This window comes from Phytoactinopolyspora limicola, assembly GCF_011320225.1.
In the GTDB taxonomy this organism is placed as follows: Bacteria; Actinomycetota; Actinomycetes; order Jiangellales; family Jiangellaceae; genus Phytoactinopolyspora; species Phytoactinopolyspora limicola.
Genome location: NZ_JAAOEN010000001.1, coordinates 584,994 through 608,330 on the forward strand (window position 1 = coordinate 584,994; position 23,337 = coordinate 608,330).

The 23,337-nt window shown below is 66.2% G+C and carries 24 protein-coding genes and 1 tRNA gene; 14 read left to right on the top strand and 11 right to left on the bottom strand.

The annotated features are described in order from the left end of the window. The first annotated feature begins 25 nt into the window (after positions 1–25). Genes G8760_RS02880 through G8760_RS02900 form a run of 5 tightly spaced genes read left to right on the top strand, consistent with a single transcriptional unit; the run spans position 26 to position 5,014 of the window. A complete protein-coding gene (locus G8760_RS02880; RefSeq protein WP_166346337.1) occupies positions 26–1,396 on the top strand; it encodes an amidohydrolase family protein in 1,371 nt (456 codons plus the stop codon). Continuing rightward, positions 1,393–2,040, top strand: coding sequence for an ABC transporter permease (locus G8760_RS02885; protein WP_166346340.1), 648 nt, complete (start codon positions 1,393–1,395; stop codon positions 2,038–2,040). Before G8760_RS02880 ends, G8760_RS02885 begins: the two co-directional genes overlap by 4 nt. Positions 2,041–2,068: 28 nt before the next feature. Further along, positions 2,069–3,178, top strand: a complete 1,110-nt coding sequence (locus G8760_RS02890) for an ABC transporter ATP-binding protein (protein ID WP_166347935.1) — start codon at positions 2,069–2,071, stop codon at positions 3,176–3,178. After that, positions 3,175–3,978: an ABC transporter permease gene (locus tag G8760_RS02895; protein ID WP_166346343.1), complete on the top strand. Its 804-nt coding sequence runs from the start codon at positions 3,175–3,177 to the stop codon at positions 3,976–3,978. Before G8760_RS02890 ends, G8760_RS02895 begins: the two co-directional genes overlap by 4 nt. A 49-nt stretch (positions 3,979–4,027) precedes the next feature. After that, positions 4,028–5,014, top strand: coding sequence for a glycine betaine ABC transporter substrate-binding protein (locus G8760_RS02900; RefSeq protein WP_166346346.1), 987 nt, complete (start codon positions 4,028–4,030; stop codon positions 5,012–5,014). A gap of 98 nt (positions 5,015–5,112) precedes the next feature. On the opposite strand, the gene G8760_RS02905 is transcribed toward G8760_RS02900, so the two are convergent. Then, a complete protein-coding gene (locus G8760_RS02905; protein ID WP_166346349.1) occupies positions 5,113–5,835 on the bottom strand; it encodes a YqeB family protein in 723 nt (240 codons plus the stop codon). Positions 5,836–6,017: 182 nt separating this feature from the next. Here G8760_RS02905 and G8760_RS02910 point away from each other — a divergent pair, with 182 nt between their 5' ends. Together G8760_RS02910 and G8760_RS02915 are read left to right on the top strand one after the other, a co-directional pair. After that, positions 6,018–7,343 (top strand): sensor histidine kinase, encoded by a 1,326-nt coding sequence (locus G8760_RS02910; protein ID WP_166346352.1) that lies wholly within the window; start codon positions 6,018–6,020, stop codon positions 7,341–7,343. Beyond that, positions 7,297–7,974 carry a response regulator gene (locus G8760_RS02915; RefSeq protein ID WP_166346355.1) on the top strand — a complete coding sequence of 226 codons (678 nt, stop codon included), beginning with the start codon at positions 7,297–7,299 and terminating at the stop codon, positions 7,972–7,974. The genes G8760_RS02910 and G8760_RS02915 overlap by 47 nt, the downstream gene beginning before the upstream one ends. A gap of 32 nt (positions 7,975–8,006) precedes the next feature. Here G8760_RS02915 and G8760_RS02920 read toward each other — a convergent pair whose 3' ends face one another. Beyond that, positions 8,007–8,891 (bottom strand): helix-turn-helix domain-containing protein, encoded by an 885-nt coding sequence (locus tag G8760_RS02920; RefSeq protein WP_166346358.1) that lies wholly within the window; start codon positions 8,889–8,891, stop codon positions 8,007–8,009. Between the two features lie 80 nt (positions 8,892–8,971). Here G8760_RS02920 and G8760_RS02925 point away from each other — a divergent pair, with 80 nt between their 5' ends. Then, positions 8,972–9,622, top strand: coding sequence for an NAD(P)-dependent oxidoreductase (locus G8760_RS02925; RefSeq protein WP_166346361.1), 651 nt, complete (start codon positions 8,972–8,974; stop codon positions 9,620–9,622). A 175-nt stretch (positions 9,623–9,797) separates the two neighbouring features. On the opposite strand, the gene G8760_RS29735 is transcribed toward G8760_RS02925, so the two are convergent. After that, positions 9,798–10,592: a hypothetical protein gene (locus tag G8760_RS29735; RefSeq protein ID WP_207781955.1), complete on the bottom strand. Its 795-nt coding sequence runs from the start codon at positions 10,590–10,592 to the stop codon at positions 9,798–9,800. A 158-nt stretch (positions 10,593–10,750) separates the two neighbouring features. Between G8760_RS29735 and G8760_RS02935 the strand changes: the two genes are divergently transcribed. Further along, positions 10,751–11,275 carry a peptidylprolyl isomerase gene (locus G8760_RS02935; RefSeq protein ID WP_166346364.1) on the top strand — a complete coding sequence of 175 codons (525 nt, stop codon included), beginning with the start codon at positions 10,751–10,753 and terminating at the stop codon, positions 11,273–11,275. Positions 11,276–11,417: 142 nt separating this feature from the next. Continuing rightward, the gene (locus G8760_RS02940) at positions 11,418–12,209 is read left to right on the top strand and encodes a rhomboid family intramembrane serine protease (protein ID WP_207781957.1); all 792 of its coding nucleotides are present in this window, start codon (positions 11,418–11,420) and stop codon (positions 12,207–12,209) included. A 214-nt stretch (positions 12,210–12,423) separates the two neighbouring features. Here G8760_RS02940 and G8760_RS02945 read toward each other — a convergent pair whose 3' ends face one another. Next, complete coding sequence (locus G8760_RS02945; protein WP_166346370.1) at positions 12,424–12,678, bottom strand: cell division protein CrgA; 255 nt, start codon at positions 12,676–12,678, stop codon at positions 12,424–12,426. Between the two features lie 115 nt (positions 12,679–12,793). Between G8760_RS02945 and G8760_RS02950 the strand changes: the two genes are divergently transcribed. Together G8760_RS02950 and G8760_RS02955 are read left to right on the top strand one after the other, a co-directional pair. After that, positions 12,794–13,525, top strand: a complete 732-nt coding sequence (locus G8760_RS02950) for a DUF881 domain-containing protein (protein ID WP_166346373.1) — start codon at positions 12,794–12,796, stop codon at positions 13,523–13,525. Then, the gene (locus G8760_RS02955; protein ID WP_166346376.1) at positions 13,522–14,148 is read left to right on the top strand and encodes an aminodeoxychorismate/anthranilate synthase component II; all 627 of its coding nucleotides are present in this window, start codon (positions 13,522–13,524) and stop codon (positions 14,146–14,148) included. Before G8760_RS02950 ends, G8760_RS02955 begins: the two co-directional genes overlap by 4 nt. 120 nt (positions 14,149–14,268) lie before the next feature. Here the strand turns inward: G8760_RS02955 and pknB are convergent, their stop codons facing one another. From pknB to G8760_RS02985, 6 genes are all read right to left on the bottom strand, one after another. Then, the gene (pknB, locus tag G8760_RS02960) at positions 14,269–16,146 is read right to left on the bottom strand and encodes a Stk1 family PASTA domain-containing Ser/Thr kinase (protein ID WP_166346379.1); all 1,878 of its coding nucleotides are present in this window, start codon (positions 16,144–16,146) and stop codon (positions 14,269–14,271) included. Between the two features lie 106 nt (positions 16,147–16,252). Then, positions 16,253–17,743: a peptidoglycan D,D-transpeptidase FtsI family protein gene (locus tag G8760_RS02965; RefSeq protein ID WP_166346382.1), complete on the bottom strand. Its 1,491-nt coding sequence runs from the start codon at positions 17,741–17,743 to the stop codon at positions 16,253–16,255. Continuing rightward, positions 17,740–19,131 (bottom strand): FtsW/RodA/SpoVE family cell cycle protein, encoded by a 1,392-nt coding sequence (locus G8760_RS02970; protein WP_246222406.1) that lies wholly within the window; start codon positions 19,129–19,131, stop codon positions 17,740–17,742. The genes G8760_RS02965 and G8760_RS02970 overlap by 4 nt, the downstream gene beginning before the upstream one ends. Positions 19,132–19,477: 346 nt before the next feature. Then, positions 19,478–21,025, bottom strand: a complete 1,548-nt coding sequence (locus tag G8760_RS02975; RefSeq protein WP_166346385.1) for a PP2C family protein-serine/threonine phosphatase — start codon at positions 21,023–21,025, stop codon at positions 19,478–19,480. Positions 21,026–21,031: 6 nt separating this feature from the next. Beyond that, positions 21,032–21,499: an FHA domain-containing protein FhaB/FipA gene (locus G8760_RS02980; protein ID WP_166346388.1), complete on the bottom strand. Its 468-nt coding sequence runs from the start codon at positions 21,497–21,499 to the stop codon at positions 21,032–21,034. 3 nt (positions 21,500–21,502) lie between these two features. After that, positions 21,503–22,213 carry an FHA domain-containing protein gene (locus G8760_RS02985; RefSeq protein ID WP_166346391.1) on the bottom strand — a complete coding sequence of 237 codons (711 nt, stop codon included), beginning with the start codon at positions 22,211–22,213 and terminating at the stop codon, positions 21,503–21,505. Positions 22,214–22,561: 348 nt separating this feature from the next. Between G8760_RS02985 and G8760_RS02990 the strand changes: the two genes are divergently transcribed. Next, positions 22,562–22,648: transfer RNA gene (locus tag G8760_RS02990), tRNA-Leu, on the top strand. An 89-nt stretch (positions 22,649–22,737) separates the two neighbouring features. On the opposite strand, the gene G8760_RS02995 is transcribed toward G8760_RS02990, so the two are convergent. After that, positions 22,738–22,902 carry a hypothetical protein gene (locus G8760_RS02995; RefSeq protein WP_166346394.1) on the bottom strand — a complete coding sequence of 55 codons (165 nt, stop codon included), beginning with the start codon at positions 22,900–22,902 and terminating at the stop codon, positions 22,738–22,740. Between the two features lie 113 nt (positions 22,903–23,015). On the opposite strand from G8760_RS02995, the gene G8760_RS03000 reads away from it, so the two are divergent. After that, positions 23,016–23,300 carry a hypothetical protein gene (locus G8760_RS03000; protein ID WP_166346397.1) on the top strand — a complete coding sequence of 95 codons (285 nt, stop codon included), beginning with the start codon at positions 23,016–23,018 and terminating at the stop codon, positions 23,298–23,300. Positions 23,301–23,337 lie beyond the last annotated feature (37 nt).

The following is a 23,337-nucleotide window of genomic DNA, read 5'->3' on the forward strand; positions in this document are numbered from 1 at the left end:
TGTACTTACGACCCGAGGAGGCCTGATGCACACCGATATCCAGACCCCGGCACTGTTGTTCGCTCCGCCGGTGCCTCGGCAGCCACCGGTATGGCTGACCAACGCCCGGCTCTTCGACGGCACACCCCACCCCATTCGGCAACGTGTCGGCGTGCTGATCGAGGACGGCCGCATCTCACGGGTGGGTGACGTAGGGGACGGGACACCCGAAGGCACCATCGTGATCGACCTAGCTGGCAAGTTGATCATGCCGGGGATGATCAACGGACACCTTCATGGTGTCGGAGCCGTGCCGGAACTCGGCTTCGGGGCTCAGCCCACGTTGCCCGGCACCCTCAGCCACGCCCTAGGCGCGAAGCTCCGGGAGTTCTTGCGCTACGGCGTCACCACGGTCCGTGACATGGGCACCTACGGTGATCAAGTCATGGAGAACCGGCAGGCGATGCGGGCCGGCGTGTTCCGTGGCGCGCGGATCCTCACCTGCGGGCTGATCATCTCGGGCACCGCGCCCGGAGGTGTCATCTTCGAGGGAATGTACCGCGAGGCCGATGGGCCCGACGAGATCCGCAAAGGAGTACGAGAGCAGATCCGCCGCGGCGCCGACTTCATCAAGATCATGACCAATGGCGCCCGGTCGGTCGAACTCGAAGCCGGCCTGTGCCGAGACGCGGGTGACAGCGCGGCCGCCATGCCGAACCAGCTCACCATGGAGGAGATGGCAGCCGCCGTCGACGAGTCGCACCGCATGGGCTACGACGTGGCCGCACACGCCGAAGGGATAGGTGGCTGCGAAGCGGCCATCGACCTGAACATGCGCACCATCGAACATGGCTTCTACCTGCACCGCCGGCCAGACCTGCTGGACCGGATGGCCGAAGCCGACATCGCATTGGTCCCGACCTTCTCCAGCTCGTACGTGTTCGCCGGGCTCGACCTCCAGGTGGGGCTCGGCGGCGATACCGAGGCGTACTGCACACCAGAGCTCGACGCGGTGGCGGTCGCCAACATCCGAGAACTGGAGAAGACCATTCATGCGGCGGTGGCGGCAGGCACCCCGATGGTCATCGGCGGAGATGATCTCGAGCTGCGCCGCGGCGGCATCTGGATCGAGGTCCAGCGCCTGGTGCATCACGGACTCCCGGCACACGACGCGCTCGTGATGGCCACCTCCGGCGCCGCTGCCGCCCTGGGCCTGTCCGACCTCGGATCGATCGAGGCGGGCAAGGTGGCCGACATCGCCGTGCTGAACGGTGACCCCATCGCCAACCCGGACATCCTCGGAGATCCCCGGCAGTTCTGGTTGGTCCTCCAGGACGGGGCTCCCGTCGCAGGCACCGCCATCGAAACTGACCTCGCCGACCTCGGCACACCCCAATCGGACAGCCCTTCGACATGAGCTTCGCCGAATATCTCGGTCAGCGTTGGTCCGACATCCTGGTGTTGGGGATCCAGCACGCTCAGGTCGTCCTGATCGCCGTCGGCATCGCCACAGTCATCGGCATCACGATGGCTGTTGTGGTGGAACATCACCCGTTGGCTCGGCGGACCGCGCTGACCCTGACCGGAACGATGCTGACCATCCCGTCGTTCGCGCTGTTCGGCCTCCTGATCCCGGTGTTCAGCCTAGGAGCCCCGCCCGCGATCGCCGCGCTCGTGCTGTACGCCATCTTCCCCATCCTGCGCAATGCCGTGACCGGCCTGGAGTCGGTTCCCGCCGACGTCGTCGATGCGGCGCGCGGCATGGGTCTGTCGCGGCGCGGCCTGCTTCTCACCGTCCGGGTGCCCCTGGCCTGGCCCGTGGTACTCAACGGGATCCGGATCGCGACCATCATGAGCGTCGGCATCGCCGCGATCGGCGCCGCCGTCGCCGGCCCGGGGCTCGGCCGGCTGATTTTCGACGGACTGGCCCGGATGGGCGGCGCCAATGCGCTCAACGACACCCTCGCCGGGCTGCTCGGCGTCGCCGTGCTGGCGCTGATCCTCGACCTCGGCTTCGTCCTGATATCCCGACTCACCACTCCGCGAGGAATCCGTGTCTGACACCGTGACCGGCGAACCACCACGCACCATGATCCGGCTCGATCGGGTCAGCAAGGCGTACCCCGGCCTCGATGCCGCAGCGGTCGCCGACCTCTCGCTGGAGGTCTACGCCGGGGAGATCGTCGTCCTGCTAGGTCCGTCCGGGTGTGGCAAGACGACGACGATGCGTATGATCAACCGGCTGATCGAGCCGACGAGCGGACGGGTCTATGTCGACGGTGAGGACGTCACCGACGTCGACGCCGACCACCTGCGCCGCCGGATCGGCTACGTCATCCAACAGGTCGGATTGCTGCCGCACCTGACCGTCGGGGCGAACATCGGCCTGGTGCCGCGCACCCTGGGATGGCCGCGCTCACGAATCGACCAGCGCGTCACCGAGCTGCTGGAACTGCTCGGCCTCGACCCCGACGCCTATCGGCAGCGCTATCCCAAGCAGCTGTCCGGCGGTGAGCAACAGCGGGTCGGAGTTGCCCGGGCTCTGGCGGCCGATCCCCCGGTGATGCTGATGGACGAGCCGTTCGGCGCGCTCGATCCGATCATCCGGGACCGCCTGCAAGACGAGTTCCTCCAGCTCCAGGAGAAGATCCGCAAGACGGTGGTGTTCGTGACCCACGACATCGAGGAAGCCATCAAACTCGGCGACCGGATCGCCGTGTTCCGGAAGGGAGGGCAGATCGCTCAGTTCGACACACCCGCCCGGCTGCTGGCTCAGCCGGCGGACGACTTCGTCGCCTCGTTCATCGGCTCCGGTGGATCGGTCCGGTTGTTGGGGTTGCAGCGTGTGTCGGAACTCCCGCTCGAACCCGTCGCAACGGTGGATGCCGCCACCGCACGATCCACCGGACTCGACGCGGAGCCCGCGGAGCACAGTGTGGTGGTGGACGCGGGCCGCCCGCTGTATTGGCAACGCGGAGGCGCAGACCGCCCAATGGCGGTGGTCCGAAGCACGCAGACCGTCTTCGAAGCGTTGGACACGATGCTCGCCGCACACGACGAAACCGCGCTCGTCCTGGACGAGGACGGCCGTATCCGGGGCTGCCTGCGGGCCGGCACGGTTATGCGGCACGCCCATCCGGACGAGGTAGGCCGCACCGCGAGCGCCGTCGGCCCAGGTGGTCCTGGAGAGTGGCGATGACGGTGTCGTCAATCGAACCCAGCCCCAACCCCACCGTGCCGGCATCGACCACCGTCCGGCCGCCGCGGCGCCTGCGTCACCTGTCGCTGGCCGACGTGATCGTCACCCCGGCTGTGCTCCTGGCGGTCCTGGCCGCGCTGATGGTGTATCTGAATAGTCGGGAACTCGACGACATCGAACAACGATCGATCAACTGGCCCACCATCAGCCGGCTTCTCGTCGAGCACATACAGCTGGTCGCCGTCTCCAGCCTCCTCGTGATCGCCATCGCGGTTCCGACCGGGGTGTTGCTCACCCGCCCAGCGCTGCGCCACGCATCCGGTCCGATCCTGGCGTTGGCCAATCTTGGCCAGGCGGTGCCGTCCATCGGCGTGTTGGTGCTCCTCGCGGTCACCGTCGGTACCGGCTTCCGGATGGCGATCATCGCACTCGTCTTGGTGGCCTTCCTGTCGGTGCTGCGCAACACCATCGTGGGCCTGATGGGTGTCGACCGTGCTCTGATCGACGCCGCGCGTGGTATGGGTCTGACCAAGACGCGGGTGCTGTTCCTGGTCGAACTCCCACTCTCGGTGCCGGTGATGCTGGCGGGCATCCGGGTCGCCTTGATCCTGAACGTGGGTAATGCCGCCCTTGCTTCGTACACCAACGCCGGCGGGCTCGGCACCCTGATCCAGGCCGGTATCGCACTCAACCGGATGCCTGTGTTGATCACCGGGTGTGTCCTCGCCGCGGTGCTCGCCCTCACCCTGGACTGGCTGGCCGGGGTGGTGGAACGGGTGGTCCGGCCACGGGGCCTCTGAGGCGCGAACGTGCCCACAACCTGACCGATGACCTGAAAGGAACGGATAGATGCGCACCACGAATGTTCGACGAGTCCGCGGTGGAGCCCTTACGGCGATCGCCGTGACCGCGCTGTTGACGAGTGCATGTTTGAGCGACTCGGGCGGTTCGGGGGATACCGCGCCGGGGAGTCTGGCCGAACTCGGTGACCTCGACGACGCACAGTTCACCGTCGGCTCGAAAGAGTTCACCGAACAGCTGATCCTGTGTGAAATCACCGCGATCGCTTTGCAGTCCACCGGGGCGAGCGTCGACCGGCAGTGTGGACTGGCCGGCAGCGACACCACACGTACTGCTCTGACGTCCGGCAACATCGACATGTACTGGGAGTACACCGGTACCGCCTGGATCAGCTACCTCCAGAACACCGATCCGATCAACGACCCAGACGAGCAGCTCCAGGCGGTGGCGGCGGAAGACGAAGCCTCCAACGACGTCATATGGCTCGACCGGGCGCCGTTCAACAACACCTACGCCATCGCCGCCGCTGACGACGTCGTCGGCGAATACGGAGTTACGAGCCTGTCCGAGTATGCCGATCTCGCCAACTCCGACCAGAGTGCGGCGTCGCTCTGCGTCAACAGCGAGTTCAGCGTGCGAAACGATGGTCTGCCCGGAGTTGAACGTACCTACGGCTTCGAGCTGGCAGCCAACCACGTGGCGACGCTGGAAGAGGGGACGATCTACAACGCCATCGGGCAGAGCGATCCCTGCAACTTCGGGATGGTGGCCACCACCGATGGCCGGATTCAGGCGTTCGGGCTCACCGTGCTCGACGACGATCAGGGCTTCTTCCCCGTATACAACCCGGCGGTGACCGTGCGCAAGGACGTCTTCGACGAGCATCCTGGCCTGGCCGAGGTGCTCAACCCGGTGGCGGCGGCGCTGAACACGGAGTCGATGCAGCAGATGAACACCAGCGTCGACATCGACGGCGAGCGGCCAGCCGACGTCGCTCGAGACTGGTTGGTCGAGCAGGGATTCATCGGCGAGTAGTCCCGTGACGCTGTTGGTGCACCGCGCACCGCCGGCCGGTGTTCTCCGCGCCGACCGCGCCCGGCGTCCAGCCCGATGATGGTGGCGGCGGCCAGCTCTCAGGGGGCTGACCCCGCCGCGCGCCAGAACTGGCGCTTCGCATCGTCGTCGCGTACGACGATGTCGAGCCGGGCCAGCTCCTCGCGCAGCTGCTGAGCGTCGTCGCGGTCACCACGGTCGAGTGCGCGTTGCCGCGCCTTGAGGATCGCGTTGGTGGCGACGGGCAGGAGTGGGGTGCCCTCCACCCAGCGCCGGTACTGGTCGTGATGCGGGTCGCCGTCGTGCCACGGCCAGCCGTGGGTGTCGAAGGCGATTGCCAGGCGATCGCGTTCGCTCCGACCCATGTCGGCCTTGTGCCGGAGGACTTCCTCGGTCCCAGGGCCCAGCACCACCACTTCTTTGAGTTCTTTGTGATCGATGAACACCGCCGTGGTGCTGGCGCGCCGGATCGGGGTTGCCGATGGGCCGGTGCCGAACGTGGCGTCGTCGTCGGTGACGATGACTTTCAGCGACTCGTTCTCGGCGAGGTAACCGACGATCGCTCCGGCGAGAACCCCGAGGACGATCGCGGCGATGGTGGTGTGTGGCTCGGGCCAGGAGTCGATCAGCTCCAATGGACCCTGGTACGGCATCCATCGCACAGATTCCGCCCAGCCGGCGGCCTGCCGGAGCAGCCATCCGGCCCCGCCCCCGAGAAGCGGGAAGACGAGATGGAACAGGAGGCGCGCACCTGAGTCCGGTTGGATCACCGTGGCGGCGCGGTCGGGCGTGGCAGCGGTCATGGTCGCTGGTCCTTCTATCGTCGCGGCGCGGAGCACATGTGGTCGAGCACAACTGCGAGTGTCCGGCCCACCCACCCGCCCCCACATCGGCCGAGTGGCCAGCCGGCATGGCCAGGTGGCCAGCGACGGGTTGGCCATCGGATGGGCGCCCGGACCGGTGGGGCGAACGTAGGCTGCCGGTTATGAGGCTCGCAGGACGTGCTGGCCGGGCCGAGACCACACCGGCGCGCTGGGTACTGCCCGGCGAGATCGCGTTGCCCGACGACGACCGGCCCACCGGGTACCGCCGCACGCTCCGGGATTGGGCGGTCGATTTCGCTCTTTTCGGTGCCGCGGCGCTCATCGGTGTCCGGCTGTGGATGGACGGGACCCCGGCGGCTGACCAGGTTGGGTGGGCGGAGGCGGTGAACCCCTGGGTCGGCGCTGCCGCGTGCGCTGCGTTGTGGCTACGCCGGCGGTGTCCAGTGGCACTGGTGGTGGCGATGATGCCGGCCATGTGGCTGGCTGAAACCGCACTCGGAGCTGTCGTGGTGGCCATCTTCACCGTCGCGGTCCACCGCCGGTGGCAGGTCGCGGGCCTGATGACCGTGCCGTTCGTCCTGATGGGTTTGATGGCGGGGTACGTCGATCCGGAACCGGAGCTGGCAAGGGTCGGCACGATGGTGATGATCACGTCGTTCTTCGTGGTGCCGTTCGTGGTCGGCGTGGCGGTGCGTAGCCGCCGGCAGCTCGTCATCAGCCTCCATCGAGACGCCGAGCGGCAACGGCGTGAGCATGAAAGGCGGCTGGAGCATACCCGGCGGGACGAACGGGAGCGGATCGCCCATGAGATGCACGATGTGCTCGCCCACCGGATCTCATTGCTGACCGTCCACGCGGGAGCTCTCGCCTATCGGACTGAGCGGTCGGAGACCGGGACCGCACCTGCACTCAACTCGGCCGAGGTAGCCTCAGCGGTCGCGGTGATCAAGGACAACGCCGACCACGCCCTGAGTGAGCTCGGTGAAGTGCTGCGGGTGCTGCGGTGGGGACCGGAGCCGGTCACCTCGAGTTCCACCGAGCCGGCCTGGCAGAACCAAAGGCTCGATCGCGTCGCTGAGCTGGTAGAGGAAGCCAGGGCGGTCGGCCAGCACGTCGACTTCGATCCGGGCTGCGTCGTGGACGAACGCGCGTCGATCCGCGGGCAAGTGCAACGGACCGCGTACCGGGTGGTCCAGGAGGGTCTGACCAATGCCCGCAAACACGCTCCGGCCCGACCGGTTCACGTCCGGCTGGCTGGGCAACCCGGGGCCGACCTCGAGATTTCGGTCACGAACCCGATGCCGCCGGCGGCGCAGCGCGGCGCCATCGCGGGTGTCGGCTTGACCGGCCTGGCCGAACGGGTCGCCATCGACGGCGGTGTCCTCGACTTCGATGCCGGTCCGCACACCTTCCGGCTGTGGGCACGGCTACCATGGCCGCATGACCGAGCCACCGACCGCGCCGGTCAAGGTCCTCCTCGTCGATGACGACCCGCTCGTCTGCGCAGGACTACGGCTGATGTTCCGGGGATCGGGCGACATCGAGATCGTCGGCGAGGTCGGCGACGGAGGCGAGGTCACCGCCGCCGTGCAGCGACTGTCGCCGGACGTGGTGTTGATGGACGTGCGGATGCCCGGCCTGGACGGCATCGAGGCCACCCGGATGGTGACCACCCGCAGCGTCGGGCGCCGGACGCCAGTGGTGATCATGCTGACGACGTTCCAGGCCGATACGACGGTGATAGATGCGTTGCGGGCGGGGGCAGCCGGCTTTCTGACGAAGAACACTCCGCCGGAGCAGATCGTCCAAGCGGTCCGCCGGGCTGCCGCCGGCGAACCGGTGCTCTCTCCCACGGCTGCCCGTACCGTCATCGACCAGGCCATCTCGACCGGCAATGCGGAGCGCACTCAGGCCGCCCGGGAGCGGCTGGAGCGGTTGGCGCCGCGGGAGCGTGAGGTGGCGGCGGCGGTGGCCGAGGGCCTTTCCAACACCGAGATCGCCGAGCGACTGTACATGTCGGTCGGGACAGTCAAGGCCCACGTGTCGAGCATGCTCACCAAGGTGGACGTGGCGAATCGGATTCAGCTGGCGATCCTGGTCCGCGACGCGGGTTCTTAGGGCTGCGTGGCGTCGTCGGCGAAGCCGGGTGCTCAGCGACTCGATGCTCGGACCGAGGCCCGAAACGCACCGGGGGTGGCGCCGGTGCGATGGTGGAAGTATTTGGAGAAGTTGGTGGCATCATCGAATCCCAGCTGGGCCGCGATCCGGGCGGCTGGCAGATCGGCGTGGGCGAGCAACCGCCTGGCCTCCAGGATCACCCGCCGGTCGATGAACTCCTTTGCGCTGACTCCAGCGGCAGCCTGGGTGGATCGGGTGAGGGTCCGCGTCGAATATCCGAGCGCGCGGGCGTAGTACGCGACCTGCCGGAACCGGAAGAAGTTCTGCTCGACGGCGGCCCGGAAGCGACGGAACGTGGCGTCCGGCTCGACCGCGGCGCCGCCGGTGGGGCCGGCGAGGTGGGATAGCCGTAGGACCAAAGCGGAGAGTAGATGCCGGAGGATCGCGGTGTGGACGGGCTGTGGGGGCGCTGGGCGGGAGTCGAACGTATGGCGTAGCTGGGCGATGATGCCGCGGGTCACGACAGCATCGGAGCCGGCCGGGCGGTGGTAGGCCGGGCCAAATGCTTCGTCGAGGCGGGCCGCGGCGGCGGTGGCCGGATCCAGGAAGCTGGACTGGAAGAGGACGAGCTGGCCGTCGGCGGTGGCGAGGTCGCCGAACTGTTGGACTTGGCCGGGCCGGACCCAAAGCCACGACCCTGGCCGCAGCACGTGGCCGGTGAAGTCGACACTGTGCCACAGAGCGCCGTGCTCGATGGCGAACAGGAGGTGGAAACCGGGCCGCTGCGGCCCGGGCAAGCCGTCTTCGCTGGCCCGCTGGCGCAGTTGAGCCAGCGTCAATACCTCGACACCAGTGGTGACCCCCGAGGGTGGTGCGTAAGGAACTTCTGGGATCGCCGAATGTCGCATTTTAACCATTAGTAGTCATCATATGACCTGGTAGCTGTCTTCCAACAACCATAACGTGGCGGTGAAAGCCTATACATCAAGGAGGAGAGATGGCGAAGATCGCCGTCATCGGTGCCAACGGAACCATCGGCAGCCGTATTGTCCGGGAGGCACTCAGCCGCGGCCACAGCGTCACGGCTGTGGTGCGCGACCCCGCGAAGGTCACTGAAACTCACCCACAAATGAACGTGACCACGGCCGACGTCCTCGACGTCGCGGCGCTCACCGCGGTCGGCAACGGACACGACGTGGTGATCAGCGCCGTGGGCGGCGGCGACGGGCCCGGACACATCGCCACCATCAAGCCGGCCGCGGAGGCCCTCGTGGCGGCACTGCGTGCCCTGGGTGACACTGCTCCGCGGTTGATCGCCGTCGGTGGTGCGGGCTCGCTGCGTAAACCGGACGGCAGCCGAGTGTGGGACGCCGACGGGTTACCGGAGTTCGTCCTGCAGATCATGCACGCACATGGCGACGCCCTGGAGTACTACCGGACCGTGACCGATGTGCGGTGGACCAACATCAGTCCGGCGGCGGACATCCAGCCAGGCGAACGGACCGGTACGTACCGCACCGCGCTCGACGAGCTGATTATGGACGCGGAAGGCAACAGCAGAATCTCGACGGAGGACTACGCTGTGGCCGTCGTCGACGAGGTGGAACAGGCCAGGCACATCGGCGAGCGGTTCACCGTCGCCTACTGAGACACCTTCGGTAGCCAGTGACCTCCAGACCCGCCGTGATCGTTGCCGGATTTCCGCCCTCTGCCCCGGTGATCGTCGCGGTGATCGGGTCGCTATAGCGACCCAATCACCGCGACGATCACCTGAGGTCAGGGACCGGAACCCGGCAACGATCACCGGGGCCTACAGGCAGCCTCTAGGTCTGGCTGTCCAGCGTGGCCTGGCTGTTGTTGGTAGCCGGATCGGGCTTGGTGTCCGCGGCCTTCTTAGCCGTGGTCTTCTTGGCCGGCGTGCTCTTCTTGGCGGCGGCCTTCTTTGCCGTGGTCTTCTTGGCTGGTGCCGCCTTCTTCGCTGGTCCGTCCGGGTCGGCCGCCGACTCTTCGTTGGCCTCCTCGTCCGTTGCCCCAGCCCCGACCGTGCCCGCCTCGCCTGGTGTCGACGAAGTGGCGTCGGCCTGCGGCTCTGGAGCCGGCGCCCACGGGCCCGCTGACGGGTCGTATGTGGTCCACTGCTCGTCGGCGCTCCGCCGTTTCAGCACACCCGCGACCACCGCGCCCGCGGCGGCAAACCCGCCCAACACCATGACCACGACCCGCCGGCGCCGCTTGCGACGTTGGCGGTGCGGCTCCTCCGCAATCTCCGTGGCTCGGTCGGAGAGGTCCTGTGCCTTTTCCGACACGATGTCGGCCGCACCGGCCAGCGAGCCGGCCACGCGCGGAACAACGTCGTTCATCAACGTCTCCTTGGCGTGGGCAGCCTTCGGTGCCATCTTGGACCGGGCCGCCTCGACCCGGGGTGCCACCCGCTCGGCCGCCGATTCGACGACCGGGACGACGCGTTCGCGGGCAGACTGGACCACTGGTCCAGCAGCATCGCGAGCCCGCTTGCTGGCATCCCGGGCGGCATTACGTGCATGGACGGCTGCTTCACGGACCTCAGTGGCCGCTTCCTCCGCCTGTTTCTTCCGTCTCTTGCCGAACAACCTACTCAAGACGGGCCTCCTTGTTGATCGTCTTCACTCGGCCCCTTCCCCGTCTGACCTAAGGGTGGTTCTTCTAGATCATGCCTTGCCCTCCGACCCTATGCCTACTCGGGAGGCTCCGTGGGAGGATGAGGTCAAATCCATCGACGGACAGCGAAAGGCAGACCGTGGCCGACAAGCTCCAAGCCTGCTTACACACCAACCATGGCGACATCACACTCTCTCTCTTACCCAATCACGCGCCGAAGACCGTTCAGAACTTCGTCGAGTTGGCCGAGGGTGCCCGAGAGTGGACAAATCCGGACACCGGAGAGCGAACCTCGGACAAGCTGTATGACGGCACGGTGTTCCACCGGGTCATCAGCGGCTTCATGATCCAAGGCGGCGACCCGCTGGGCAACGGAACCGGTGGCCCCGGTTATGACTTCGCGGACGAGTTCCACCCCGAATTGGTCTTCGACCGGCCCTACCTCCTCGCCATGGCCAACGCCGGCCCCAACACCAACGGCTCGCAGTTCTTCATCACCGTTGGTCCGCAGCCGCACCTGAACCGCCGACACACCATCTTCGGTGAGGTCGCCGACGACTCGAGCCGCCAGGTGGTCGACACCATCGCCCAGGTGCCCACGGGCCGGGCGGACCGGCCGGTGAACGAGGTCGTCATCGAGTCGGTCAGCATCATCCGCGGCTGAGGTCGCCACCAGTATGAGCGGATCCGCCGACCAACACCCCGGGGGAGCTGGAGGTCCGGACGTCCCGGCCTGCTACCGGCACCCGCAGCGGGAGACGTATATTCGCTGCTCGCGGTGTAACCGGTTCATTTGTCCGGAGTGTATGACGGCCGCCCCGGTCGGGTTCCAATGCCCGGAGTGCATCGCCGAGGGCAAGAAATCCGTGCGGGAGCCGCGCACGGCGCTCGGCGGACAGATCCGCGAGCACGGCGATGTCATCACCAAAACCCTCATCGGTATCAATCTGGCTATCTGGCTGTTAGTGATGCTCATCCAGAATGGCCAGGTTTCCGACTCGATGCGGGCCTACGGTGCCAACTGGAACGAGTTGCCCGCGCGGTTCGCGTTGGTCATGGGGGTCGAGAACGACCCAGCCGGGGTGGGTATCGGTGTTGTCGAAGGCGAGTGGTATCGGCTGCTGACGGCGGCCTTCCTGCATCAGGACTTCTGGCACATCGGTTTGAACATGTTCGCCCTGTGGATCCTGGGTAGTTCGCTCGAGCCGGTCCTCGGCCGGTGGCGGTTCATCAGCTTGTACCTGCTATCGGCGCTGGGCGGCTCGGCGGTCTCGCTGCTGGGCGTGGGACACCCCTACTCGATGTCGTTGGGCGCCTCTGGCGCCGTCTTCGGGCTGTTGGGTGCGCTGCTCATCGTGATGCGCCGGTTCGAGCGGGACGTGAGCGCCGTGCTGGCGATTCTGGCGATCAACGTGGTGATCGGGTTCACCATGCCCCGGATCGACTGGCGGGCCCATTTGGGCGGGCTGATCGTTGGGGCGATCCTGGCCTTCGTCTTCGCCCACGCTCCGCGGCGGTATCGCACTCCACTGAGCGTCGTGGCGTGTGTGGTGGTGGCCGTAGGCATCGGTATCACGGTTGTGATGGCGTTGCCGTGAACGGCTTCACGGAGCGCGAGTTATCCACAGGACTTGTCCCCAGTGGGGAAAACTACACACGTGTAATCACAGCTGTGTAGGAGTCCTGTGGACAACTCGTCCGTGCAGGCCACAACGGTCTTTTCGCTTAACGAGAGGCCGTCTGAGGGCAACCGAGCCCACCGTGAAGAGTTATCCACAGCCCGCGAATTTGGGCCGTTGTGTGTGGATATCTCTACTTCCATTGGGTCGCGCAGATGAAGCCACCGGTGATCAGACCCATGCCGATCACCAGGTTCCATCCGCCGAGAGCCTCCATGAACCCGATGTGCTCTCGCAGCAGGTAATACACGACGATCCAGACCAGACCCAGCAACAACAGGGTGAGCATGGTGGGCACCACCCAGCGGCCGGAGCTACCCGGGTCGCGTACCTCGCGTGATTCTTGCGCCATGGGGTCATCCTTCTTGCGGCGACGCGACTTCGGCACGGTCGTTTCCTCTCGTGGTCGGTAATGGGCAGGCACTTCATGTTGGGAGACGTGCTCGGATAGCGTAGTAGTCACCAGGTTCGCCAGCTAAATCGTCCCGTGGGGGGTCCCCATCATGTCCGAGCGTACGGCCGTCGGCCGCGGTTGGAAGACCGCGGCGCCGCTGGTGCTCGCACTGTGCGGGGCCTTGCTGGTCATCAGTGCGAAAACCTCCGGTGGTACCGACCTGCGGGGTGGCGACCTCCTGGAAATGACCGATCTCGTCCGGGCGGAGGAACGCCGGGTCCAGCAGTTGACCGTGCAGGCCGAGGAGATCCAGGTCGAAGTCGAGCGTTTGACGCAGAGCCGCGGAGACGACGAGACGAGGCGCCTCCAGGACGAGCTCGACGCTCTCCGCCCGCAGGCGAGTATGAGTCCGGTGCTGGGCCCGGGGCTGCAGGTCACGCTGCACGATGCCCCACGGACGGGGAACCGGCAGGACCTCCTCGCCGGTGTCCACATCGAAGAGTTCATCATCCACCAGGAAGACCTCGAAGCCGTCATGAACGCGCTCTGGGCCGGTGGCGCCGAGGCCATGATGGTCATGGATCAACGTATCGGCGCGACGAGCACGGTCCGATGCGTCGGGCCGGTGCTTCAGCTGGAGGGACGGCAGTATGCGCCGCCGTACACCATCTCGGCGATCGGTGACCCAGACATGCTCCAGGCGGCGCTGGACGATTCGCAGGAGATCGCCTGGATCAAATCCTCGGCCGAGACGATCGGCCTGGGATACAACGTCGAGCCACTACAAGAGATCACCATGCCGGCCTACGAGGGGCCACGAGTGACGGGAACCAGATCATGACCACCGGCCGGCTGCGCATCCTGGTTGTCGACAACTACGACAGCTTCGTCTTCAATCTCGTCCAATACTTGGAGCAGCTAGGCGCCTCGTGTGAGGTCCGGCGCAATGATGATGTCCCCGCGGTCGACGGGTTCGACGGCGTGTTGCTCTCCCCCGGCCCGGGAACCCCGGAACGAGCCGGTGTCTGTATGGACCTGGTCCGCGAGGAAGCCGGCACGCTGCCCATCTTCGGCGTGTGCCTTGGGCTACAGGCCATCGGCGCCGTATACGGAGGTGTGGTGGGCCAGGCGCCCGAGCTGCTGCATGGCAAGACAAGTCAGGTCCGTCATCACGGCGTCGGTGTCCTCGAGGGTCTGGCTGACCCGTTTACCGCCACCCGCTACCATTCGCTGGCCATCGACCCGGCCACCATGCCGGCCGTGCTCGAGACCACGGCGTGGACCGACGGCGGTGTGGTGATGGCGGCCCGGCACCGCGAGCTGCCGGTCGAAGGTGTGCAGTTCCACCCCGAGTCGGTGCTCACTGAAGGTGGGCACCGGATGCTCGCCAATTGGCTCGCTGTCTGCGGCGATCAGGACGCCATCCGCCGTTCGGCCGGCATGGCACCCGTCGTGTCCCGCTGACCGCACGGGCACCCGACAAGCCGCACCCGTCCCCGGTGATCGTTGCCGGGTTCACGTCGCTATAGCGACGTGAACCCGGCAACGATCACCTGTGGGTGCTACCGGTGGACGTGCCACCGGTTAGTCGTCGCCCCAGTCGCCGCCTTCGCCGCCGTCCTGGTTGCCGCCGTCACCGGCATCACCGCCGCCGTTGTCACCGGCTTCGCCACCGCCGTCCTGATCGCCATCGTCGGTGCCGTTCTGGTCACCGTTCTCGTCGGCGTTGCCGTTCTGATCGCCGTTCTGGTCACCGTTCTGATCGCCGTTGCCCGGATCTTCGTCGGGCTCCTGGGCAACCCAGATGATGACCGTTTCGCCCGGCTCTCGCTCGGCGCCTTCTTCGGGACTCTGGTTGTACACCTGGTCGTTGGGGAAATCGCCGGTGATCTCGTACTCCACCTGAACCTCCAGGTCCAGGCGCTCCAACTCGTTGATGGCCGCGAGCCGCTGCGTGCCGATGACGTTGGGGACCTCCACGACCTCCCGCCCCTCCGACACCACCAGGTTGACCGCGGTGTTCGGAGCCACCGGTTGACCGGCCTCCGGATCGGTGCTCAGGACCTCACCCTCCGGGCGGTCGCTAGCCTCATTGGTGATGCTGCCCACCTGGAGACCGGCGCCCTCGATGATCTCGCGGGCCTCCTCGAGCGAGCGTCCGACGACGGCCGGCACCGGCTCGGCGTCGGGTTCGATACCCACCACCAGGACGACCTCGGAACCTTCGTCGACCTGGGTGTTGGGTCCAGGGTTCTGGCTCATGACATTGCCGACTTGATCGGCATCGTCGGTGGGTTCGTTGTTCACGACCGGCTCGAGGTTGCGATCTCGCAGCGTGTCGACCGCAACCTGCTCGCTCTCTCCCACCAGCGTGGGGACCGTCACCTGCTGTGCCCCGTCGGAGCGGAAGAGCAGAAAGCCGATCAGTCCGGCGATACCCAGGACCGCTAGCGCACCGAGCACCACGGCCCACCAACTGACCCCCTTGGGTTCGTCCTCGTCTTCGAGGTCCTCGTCGCCGTGGAGTGTGCCGTCGTCGAGCATGTGGGTGTCGTCGTAGGCCGGGGCTGACGCACCCATCAGCTGAGTCGCCGCGGACGTGTCGGCGTAGGCGGCCACGGGCAGACCCGCCGCGGCACGCTGGAGGTCAGCACGCATCTCGTACGCGCTTTGGTACCTCTCCTCGCGGGACTTGGCCAGGGCCTTCATCACGATGGCATCGAGATCGGCAGGGATCGACGGGTCGAGCACCGACGGCGGGGTGGCCATCTCCCGCACGTGCGAGACCGCGACCGAAACAAGCGACTCACCGACGAATGGCGGACGGCCGGTCAGCAGCTCATACATAACACAGCCGCTGGCGTACAGGTCGCTACGGGCATCAGCCTGTTCACCGCGCGCCTGCTCGGGTGAGATGTACTGGGCCGTGCCCACCACTGCCGCGGTCTGAGTCAACGCCATCCCGGTGTCGGCCAGGGACCGGGCGATGCCAAAGTCCATGACCTTGACCTCACCAGTGGTGGTGATCATGATGTTGCCCGGCTTGATGTCGCGATGGACGATGCCGCCCCGGTGGCTGTACTCGAGTGCGTCGAGCATCGCGCTGATGACCTCGATCGAGCGCTCCGGCGTGAACCGGACCTGATCGCGCACCATCTCGCGTAGGGTCTGCCCCTCCACGTACTCCATGACGATGTAGGGCACCCGGTGCCCGTTGACCATGTCTTCACCGGTGTCGTACACCGCGACGATGTTCCGGTGGTTCAGGGAGGCCGCAGACTGTGCTTCGCGGCGGAACCGTGCCTGGAACGTGGCGTCGGCGGAATGGTCGACACGCAGCATCTTGAGCGCCACGATGCGGCCCAGCCGGCTGTCCCGGCCGCGCCTGACTTCCGCCATGCCGCCCCGGCCGATTACCTCGCCGAGCTCGTAGCGATCTCCGAGGAGTTGCGGCTCGCTCATCCTTGGCCCCTTCTCATATGTTCGTCGCGCACGCGAACGGTACCGGCAAACGAGCCCTCAGCGCTCCCCGGTCCATGACTAACGTCCAATAAGTGAGACATGACGGTCACGAGCTCAACACCGCCTCCATAACCGCCTTAGCGATCGGCGCGGCCAGCCGGCCGCCACCGATGTCGCTGCGAGCGGTATCCGGCGCGTCCTCGATCACGACCGCCACCGCGACGCGAGGATCGTCGGCGGGGGCGAACGAGGTGAACCAGGCGTACGGCGGCCGCTCCGGCGCGCTCTGCGCCGTACCGGTCTTGCCGGCCACCTGGATGTTGGGTATTTGTGCGTTCGCCCCGGTGCCGTTCTCGACGACGTCCACCATCATCTCGGTCAGACGGCGGGCGGTGTCCGGCGAGATCGCCCGCGACAACTCTTCCGGCTCGGTCTGTTGGATCGTGGACACGAGGTCGGGGGCGCGTAACTCCTGGACGACGTACGGATCCATCAGCACACCGCCGTTGGCGATCGCTGCGGAGACCATGGCGATCTGTAGCGGAGTGGCCGTGACGTCGAACTGGCCGATCGCCGACAGGACCGTTTGCGGTGCATCCGGATCATCGGGGAACCGACTGGTGGCAGCGTTCATGTCGTCTTTGGTCAGCGGGCGTGAGTTGAACCCGAACCGCTCGGCTTGGTCACGAAGTGCGTCGTCGCCCAACTCCGCACCTATGTCGGCGAACGCGGTGTTGCACGACATCCGCAGCGCGTTGGTGATGGTGGTCTCGTCATTGCTTCCGCAAGCCTGACCACTCTGATTCGGTAGCGTCCGGTTGGTCAACGGCAACGGATACTCCGCCCCGCCGAACACCACCGAATCCGGCTCGTACTCTCCGGACTCCAAGGCCGCCGCCGCGGTGACCAGCTTGAAGACCGAACCCGGGGGCAATGTTTCGGCGATGGCGCGGTTGTCAGCCGGCTTGTCGGGATCCGCTGGGATGTCGTTCTCCGGATCGCCATGGATCTCGATCCACGCCTCGCGCTGCTCTCTGATGGAGTGACTGGCCAGCGGGTTGGGGTCGTACGAAGGTTTGGTGACCATCGCCAGGATCGCCCCGGTCCGTACGTCAAGCGCAACCACCGCACCCTTGTTGTTGCCGAGCGTGTCCCACGCTGCCTGCTGTGCGGCCGGGTTGATGGTCAGTTTGACCGCACCACCCTTAGGCTCCTCCCCTGTCACCAGGTCGATCAGCCGCCGCACGAACAGGCGATCATCCTCGCCGGACAAGATGTCGTTTTGTGCGCGTTCGATCGCCGATCGGTGATACAGGTAGGAGTAGTGCCCGGTCAGCGGCGCATACAGCGCCCCTTCCGGATACTCGCGCCGGAACTTGAAGTCGCCATCCACCTCGCGAGACACCGCTACCGGGGTGTCGTCGGCCAGCAGGATAGGGCCACGCTCACGCGCGTACTCGGCGATGGTGACCCGGCGGTTGTCGCCGCGGGCGTTCAACTCGTCTGCCCAGAAGGCCTGTATATAGGTGATGTTCACCAGGAGTGCGAGCACCAGAAGCAGGCAACCCGCCGACACCCGCCGGATCGGGGAGTTCATCGGAGCCTCACCACCTGGGTGACGGCATCGTCCGAATATGACGGCGCCTCCGTCGGCGCTGGGCGCCGGGCCGCATCGGACAGCCGGATCAATAACGCAACCAAGACCCAGTTCATTATCAACGAGGATCCACCAAGCGCGAGGAATGGGGTGGTGAGCCCAGACATCGGGATCAGCTTGGTGACTCCGCCGAGGACGACGAACACCTGCAACATCAACGACGAGGCCAGACCGGCCGCCAGCAGCTTGCCGAAGGGGTCGCGCAAAACCAGAGCCGACCGCAAACCACGCGAGACGAGTAGCGCGTACAACAAGATGATGGCCGTCAGGCCAGCCAGTCCGAGCTCCTCACCCAGCGCGGCGCCAATGAAGTCGCTTTCGGCGATGGGGATCATGTCTGGATAACCCTGCCCAAGACCGGTACCGATGGTCCCGCCGTAGGCCAACCCAAACAGCGCCTGGGCAATCTGATTGGTGGGGTCGTCGAAGGGGTTGAGCCAGAGATCGAACCGCGGCCGCACCTGCGACACCAGCTGGTACGCCGCCCACGCACCACCGAGCATCATCAGCAAGCCGAGAATGATCCACGAGATCCGCTCGGTCGCGATGTAGATCAACAGAACGAAACTGCCGAACAGCAGAACCGACGGTCCCATATCGTTCTGCACGGTCAAGATGCCGAGCGCGGTCAACCAAACAATCAAGATCGGCCCGAGATCACGTGCCCGCGGCAGGTCGACTCCGATGAACCGCCGTCCGGCCAGCGCTAACGCATCGCGGCTCTGTACCAGGAAACCGGCGAAAGCAATGATCAACACGATCTTGGCGGCCTCGTTCGGCTGGAAGCTCATCCCGCCGATACGGATCCAAATCTGCGCACCCCGGATGTCGTGCCCGATCACCGGCATCAGCGGCAGGACCAACAGGACCAGCCCGGTCAGCCCGGCCAAATACGGGTAGCGGGCAAGGATACGGTGGTCACGAACGAAGAAGAGCACAACGATGAACAACGCCGCACCCAACAGCATCCAGGTCAGCTGAACATTGGCGCGCGCCGCCTCGTCGGCGATGTCCAACCGGTGGAGCATCGCCAAACCCAGCCCACACAACGTCACCACGATCGGCAATATCACCGGGTCCGCGTAGGGCGCCCGGATCCGGATCACGATGTGCGCCAACCCCGCCACCGCCGCGAACGTACCCATGTACGCCAAGGCATCGGGGGGTACCTCACCGAGCGCGCCCAGGTCGACATTGATGTAAGCGAACGTGGAAATACCCACGGCGAAGACGAGCAGGATCAGCTCGGTTCCACGGCCCCGGCGAGGCACCACAGGGTCGTCATTGGACGGCTGATCGAGGCGCAGCCGGTTCTGATCGAGACTCACCGGCCCTCCGATCGGGCTTCGTCGCGCCGACCACTACGCTCACTCGTCGCTGCGCCCTTCACCAGTTGTGTTGTTCGGGCTTCGGTCCTCGTTTGCTGCGTGGGCGGTGCTCCTTCGTCGCGCCGACCACTACGCTCACTCGTCGCTGCGCCCTTCACCAGTTGTGTTGTTCGGGCTTCGGTCCTCGTTTGCTGCGTGGGCGGTGCTCCTTCGTCGCGCCGACCACTACGCTCACTCGTCGCTGCGCCCTTCACCAGTTGTGTTGTTCGGGCTTCGGTCCTCGTTTGCTGCGTGGGCGGTGCTCCTTCGTCGCGCCGACCACTACGCTCACTCGTCGCTGCGCCCTTCACCAGACCCCCGTGCAATCGAGATCCGTGTCCGCCGGGAGCCAGCCCCCAGGATCGGCCTGCCCAGCTTGGGGTTCGTCGTCGCTGGCGTCGTCGTCCGGTTCGTCGCCCTCGTCGCTTGGCCCGCCGTCGTCGCCTGCGCCACCGGGTGCAACCGTAACCTCCGGCGACGGGTCGGGCGAGGCGTCCGGAGTGGCGGTGGCGTCGGTGTCGTCAGGTGCATCGGTGCCGGTCTCGTCGTCTTCGCCGTCGTCCTCGTCCTCGTCGGTATCAGTGTCGGCGTCGGCGTCGGCGTCACGCGAGCGTCGGGTCTCGTAGGCGTTGCACGCATCCCGCCGCAGCGAGTTGACGATGTACGCGGCGTCGTCGACGTTGCTGGCGGGGATGGTGCTCTCCACCCGGTCCCGCTGGAGAACCGGAAGTGCGTCCACCGGCAGCCCGCCGGGCACCTCGTGCAACTCGGACAGGCGGATCGGGCCGATCTCCTGACTGACGCCCTGGAAGATGGCCACCTCGCCGTCGCTCTGCCCGACGTAGTACTGCGAGCGCACCCATTGGTCGGCGATGTTCAACCCCACCCAGCCGAGGAGGACGACCGCCACCAGCAACACCACTGGGCGTACCCACCGATACCTTCGGGGCGAGCGCAACGCGTAGCGCATCGCCTCCAGGTCTTCCGGGTCGTGCGAATCGTCGTCACCACCGAGCAGCGCCCGTAGCGCCGCCGGGCGTCGTCGAGTGGGTCGCTCGGGGGCAGTCGGGGGGTCGCCGGCCGCCGCGCCGACCAGGAAAGCCTCGGCGGTGTCGTCAGGGCTTCGGACGTGATCGGTCTCCCGCACGTCGGCGACGATCAAGGTGACGTTGTCAGGTGCCCCACCCGCGAGTGCGAGGCGGACGAGCTCGTCGGCGACGTCGTCGAGGCCTTCGATGGACCCGAGTGTTTCGGCCAGAGTGGAATCCGAGACCACGCCGGACAGCCCGTCACTGCACACCAGCAGCCGGTCACCGGGCCTGACCTCGACGATGAGGAGATCTGGGTCGACCTGTGTCTGGCCCTGCAGAGCTTTGAGGATCAGCGACCGTGCGGGATGGACGCTGGCTTCGTCGAGGGTGATGCGGCCTTCGTCCACCAACGACTGGACGAACGTGTGATCGTGTGACAGTTGATCGATGGCACCGTCGCGCAGCAGGTAGGCACGCGAGTCTCCGATATGTGCCATGCCCAGGGCGGTGCCGGTCCAGAACAGCGCGGTCACCGTGGTTCCCATACCTTCACGGGATGGGTCGTCCGAGATGAGCTGGCGGATCCGGCTGTTCGCCGCCGTGATGGCAGCCGACATGGCATCGAGTGGTTCTTCTTGTGTCGGCCCGAGCTCGACCGCCACGAGTTCTTCGATAGCCGCCCGGCTGGCGACCTCACCGGCTGCGTGTCCTCCCATGCCGTCGGCGACGGCAAGCAGGTGCGGACCGGCATAACCGGAGTCTTCGTTGCCCTCACGGATCAAGCCCACGTGCGACCGGGCAACGTAGTGCAACGTCAACGGCATCTGTGCCTACTTCCGCAGCTCGACGACGGTCTTACCGAGCCGGAACCTGCTCTTGACGCTGACCGGCGTGCTGCGGGTGAGCCGGTCGTTGCCGACGTAGGTGCCGTTGGTGGACCCAAGGTCCTCCACGTACCACTGCCCCTCGTGAAAGCGCAGGCGCGCATGCTGGGTCGAGATGTACTCGTCCGCCAGCGGCATCGTGCAGTCATCACCTCTGCCGAACGTGACCGGGGCACCCTCCAAGGGGACGGTGCGGCCGGTGTCGGGTCCTTCGATGATCACGGCTCGAGCTGGGAACCCCTTGCCATTACGTGGCTGCTTGGCCTGACGTGCGGCTTCCCGGGACGGCTTCGGAGGCTTCGGTGGGCGGACCCCGAAGAGGTCAGCGCGCATGGCCGAGGTGACCGACAGCACAAGAAGCCAGAGCACGGCGAGGAAGCCGAGCTTGATCACCGTCAGGGTCAGCTCAGACACCCCTCACCTCCGCCGGTAGACATGGACGACCGTGGAACCCAGCGTGATCTGCGAGCCGTCGGTGACCGGGGCTTGCGGAACGCGTGCGCCATCGATCACCGTACCGTTCGTGGAGCCGAGATCCACGGCCACCAACTGCGTTTCCGCCCCGGATTGGCGCACACGTATCTCGACATGCCGCCGTGATATGCCGGGATCGTCGATGCGGATGTCGGACTCGCTGCCCCGGCCGAGCACTACACCGGGCGCGACGATCGGGTGCTGAGTGCCGTTGATCACCAGGTATCCGGCCGATTGGGTCTCGGTGGTGGGTGAAGGAGAGTATGCCGGCGCGCGGTCGACACCGGCCCGTACCTGACTGCGGACCCGGAAGTCTCCGGTTCGGAGATCCTCGTGTCGCTCGAACGCGACGCTGACTGGCCCGGTGAAGGCGTAGTGCTGCAGTTCGGCGTGTTCGCTCGCGAGTTGGACGAGTACGGTACTGAGTGTGGCGGTGTAAGGGCCTAGGCGATCATGGTCGCTTGGGCCCAACTCGACCACGAAGGAGTTCGGCACGAGCGAACGCTGCCGGGAGACGATCTGCGCGTTGTTGTCGATCTCGCGCTGAATAGCAGCGGCGATCTCGACAGGCTGGACCTCCGACCTGAATGCCCTGGTGAACGCACCCTGGACGAGACTCTCGAGCCGTCGCTCGAATCGCTGCAGGACGCCCATGGCCACCTCCTTCCCCTCATGAATTCCGAGCCACCGGTGCCCGGCCGATCCCAGGGTGCCGGTTGACTCAGTCTCCGATCGTAGCTGTGTTCGGCACGTCGATGCGGCCATGGCATCGTGTTGCGGTGGGCGGGCGTGGAGAACCGGCGTCGGCACCGCGGATGGCCCGGCTGTTTATTGTGCTCCTCGCAGTATGGGGCCAGCGCACCGGGGGAGTCGATGACGACGGCACTCGGCCCAGGGAAGCCGAGTTGAGCGGCCGTCCGTCCGGACGTTCATGCAGGCCCCGCATGCGTGTTAGACTTCTTTGCCGCAGGCCATCCAGCTAGTTGAGGTGGCATTTGCAGCGCGCGGGTGGCGGAATAGGCAGACGCGCACGGTTCAGGTCCGTGTGTCCGAAAGGACGTGGGGGTTCAACTCCCCCCTCGCGCACCACGAGGTGAACGAAGAACTCCCGGTCAGACAGGTCTGACCGGGAGTTTCGTTTTGCGCCGCCCCCGGTTGTGCACCTGATCTCCGTTTTGTCACCTGATCTTCTTTGTGGCGACGATCAGATGCACGGAGGCGACGACGCTGCTGGTCAGCGCGGTGGGTGCTGCATCTGATCTCGTCTCATGACGTGGACGGTGGGCGATCAGATGCACGACAACCGCTTTCAGGAGCGCATCATGCATCTGATCGTCCAGCACGCCGGGCGATTCTTGCCCCGCGCGGTCCGACGTGCGCTTGGGGCCACACGCAGTGCATCCGGACAGGACATACATCCAGGTAGGACGAACACCCAGGCCGGGCGTACGCCGCGGTGGCTCCGCACCCCGTCGGGGCCTACAACCACACCGGGCCGCACCCCGGATGGGTCTACCGCGGCACGTGGCCGCACCTCGGTTGGGGTGTGTCCCGCAACGACGCGGTCGACGCCAAACGGGGCCGACGATCAGATGCACTACCCACCGATACACCCCGGTTCGTGCATCTGATCGCCCACCGTCCACGTCATGAGACGAGATCAGATGCAGCACCCACCGCGCTGACCAGCAGCGTCGTCGCCTCCGTGCATCTGATCGTCGCCACAAAGAAGATCAGGTGACAAAACGGAGATCAGGTGCACAATCGGGGTGGTTTCC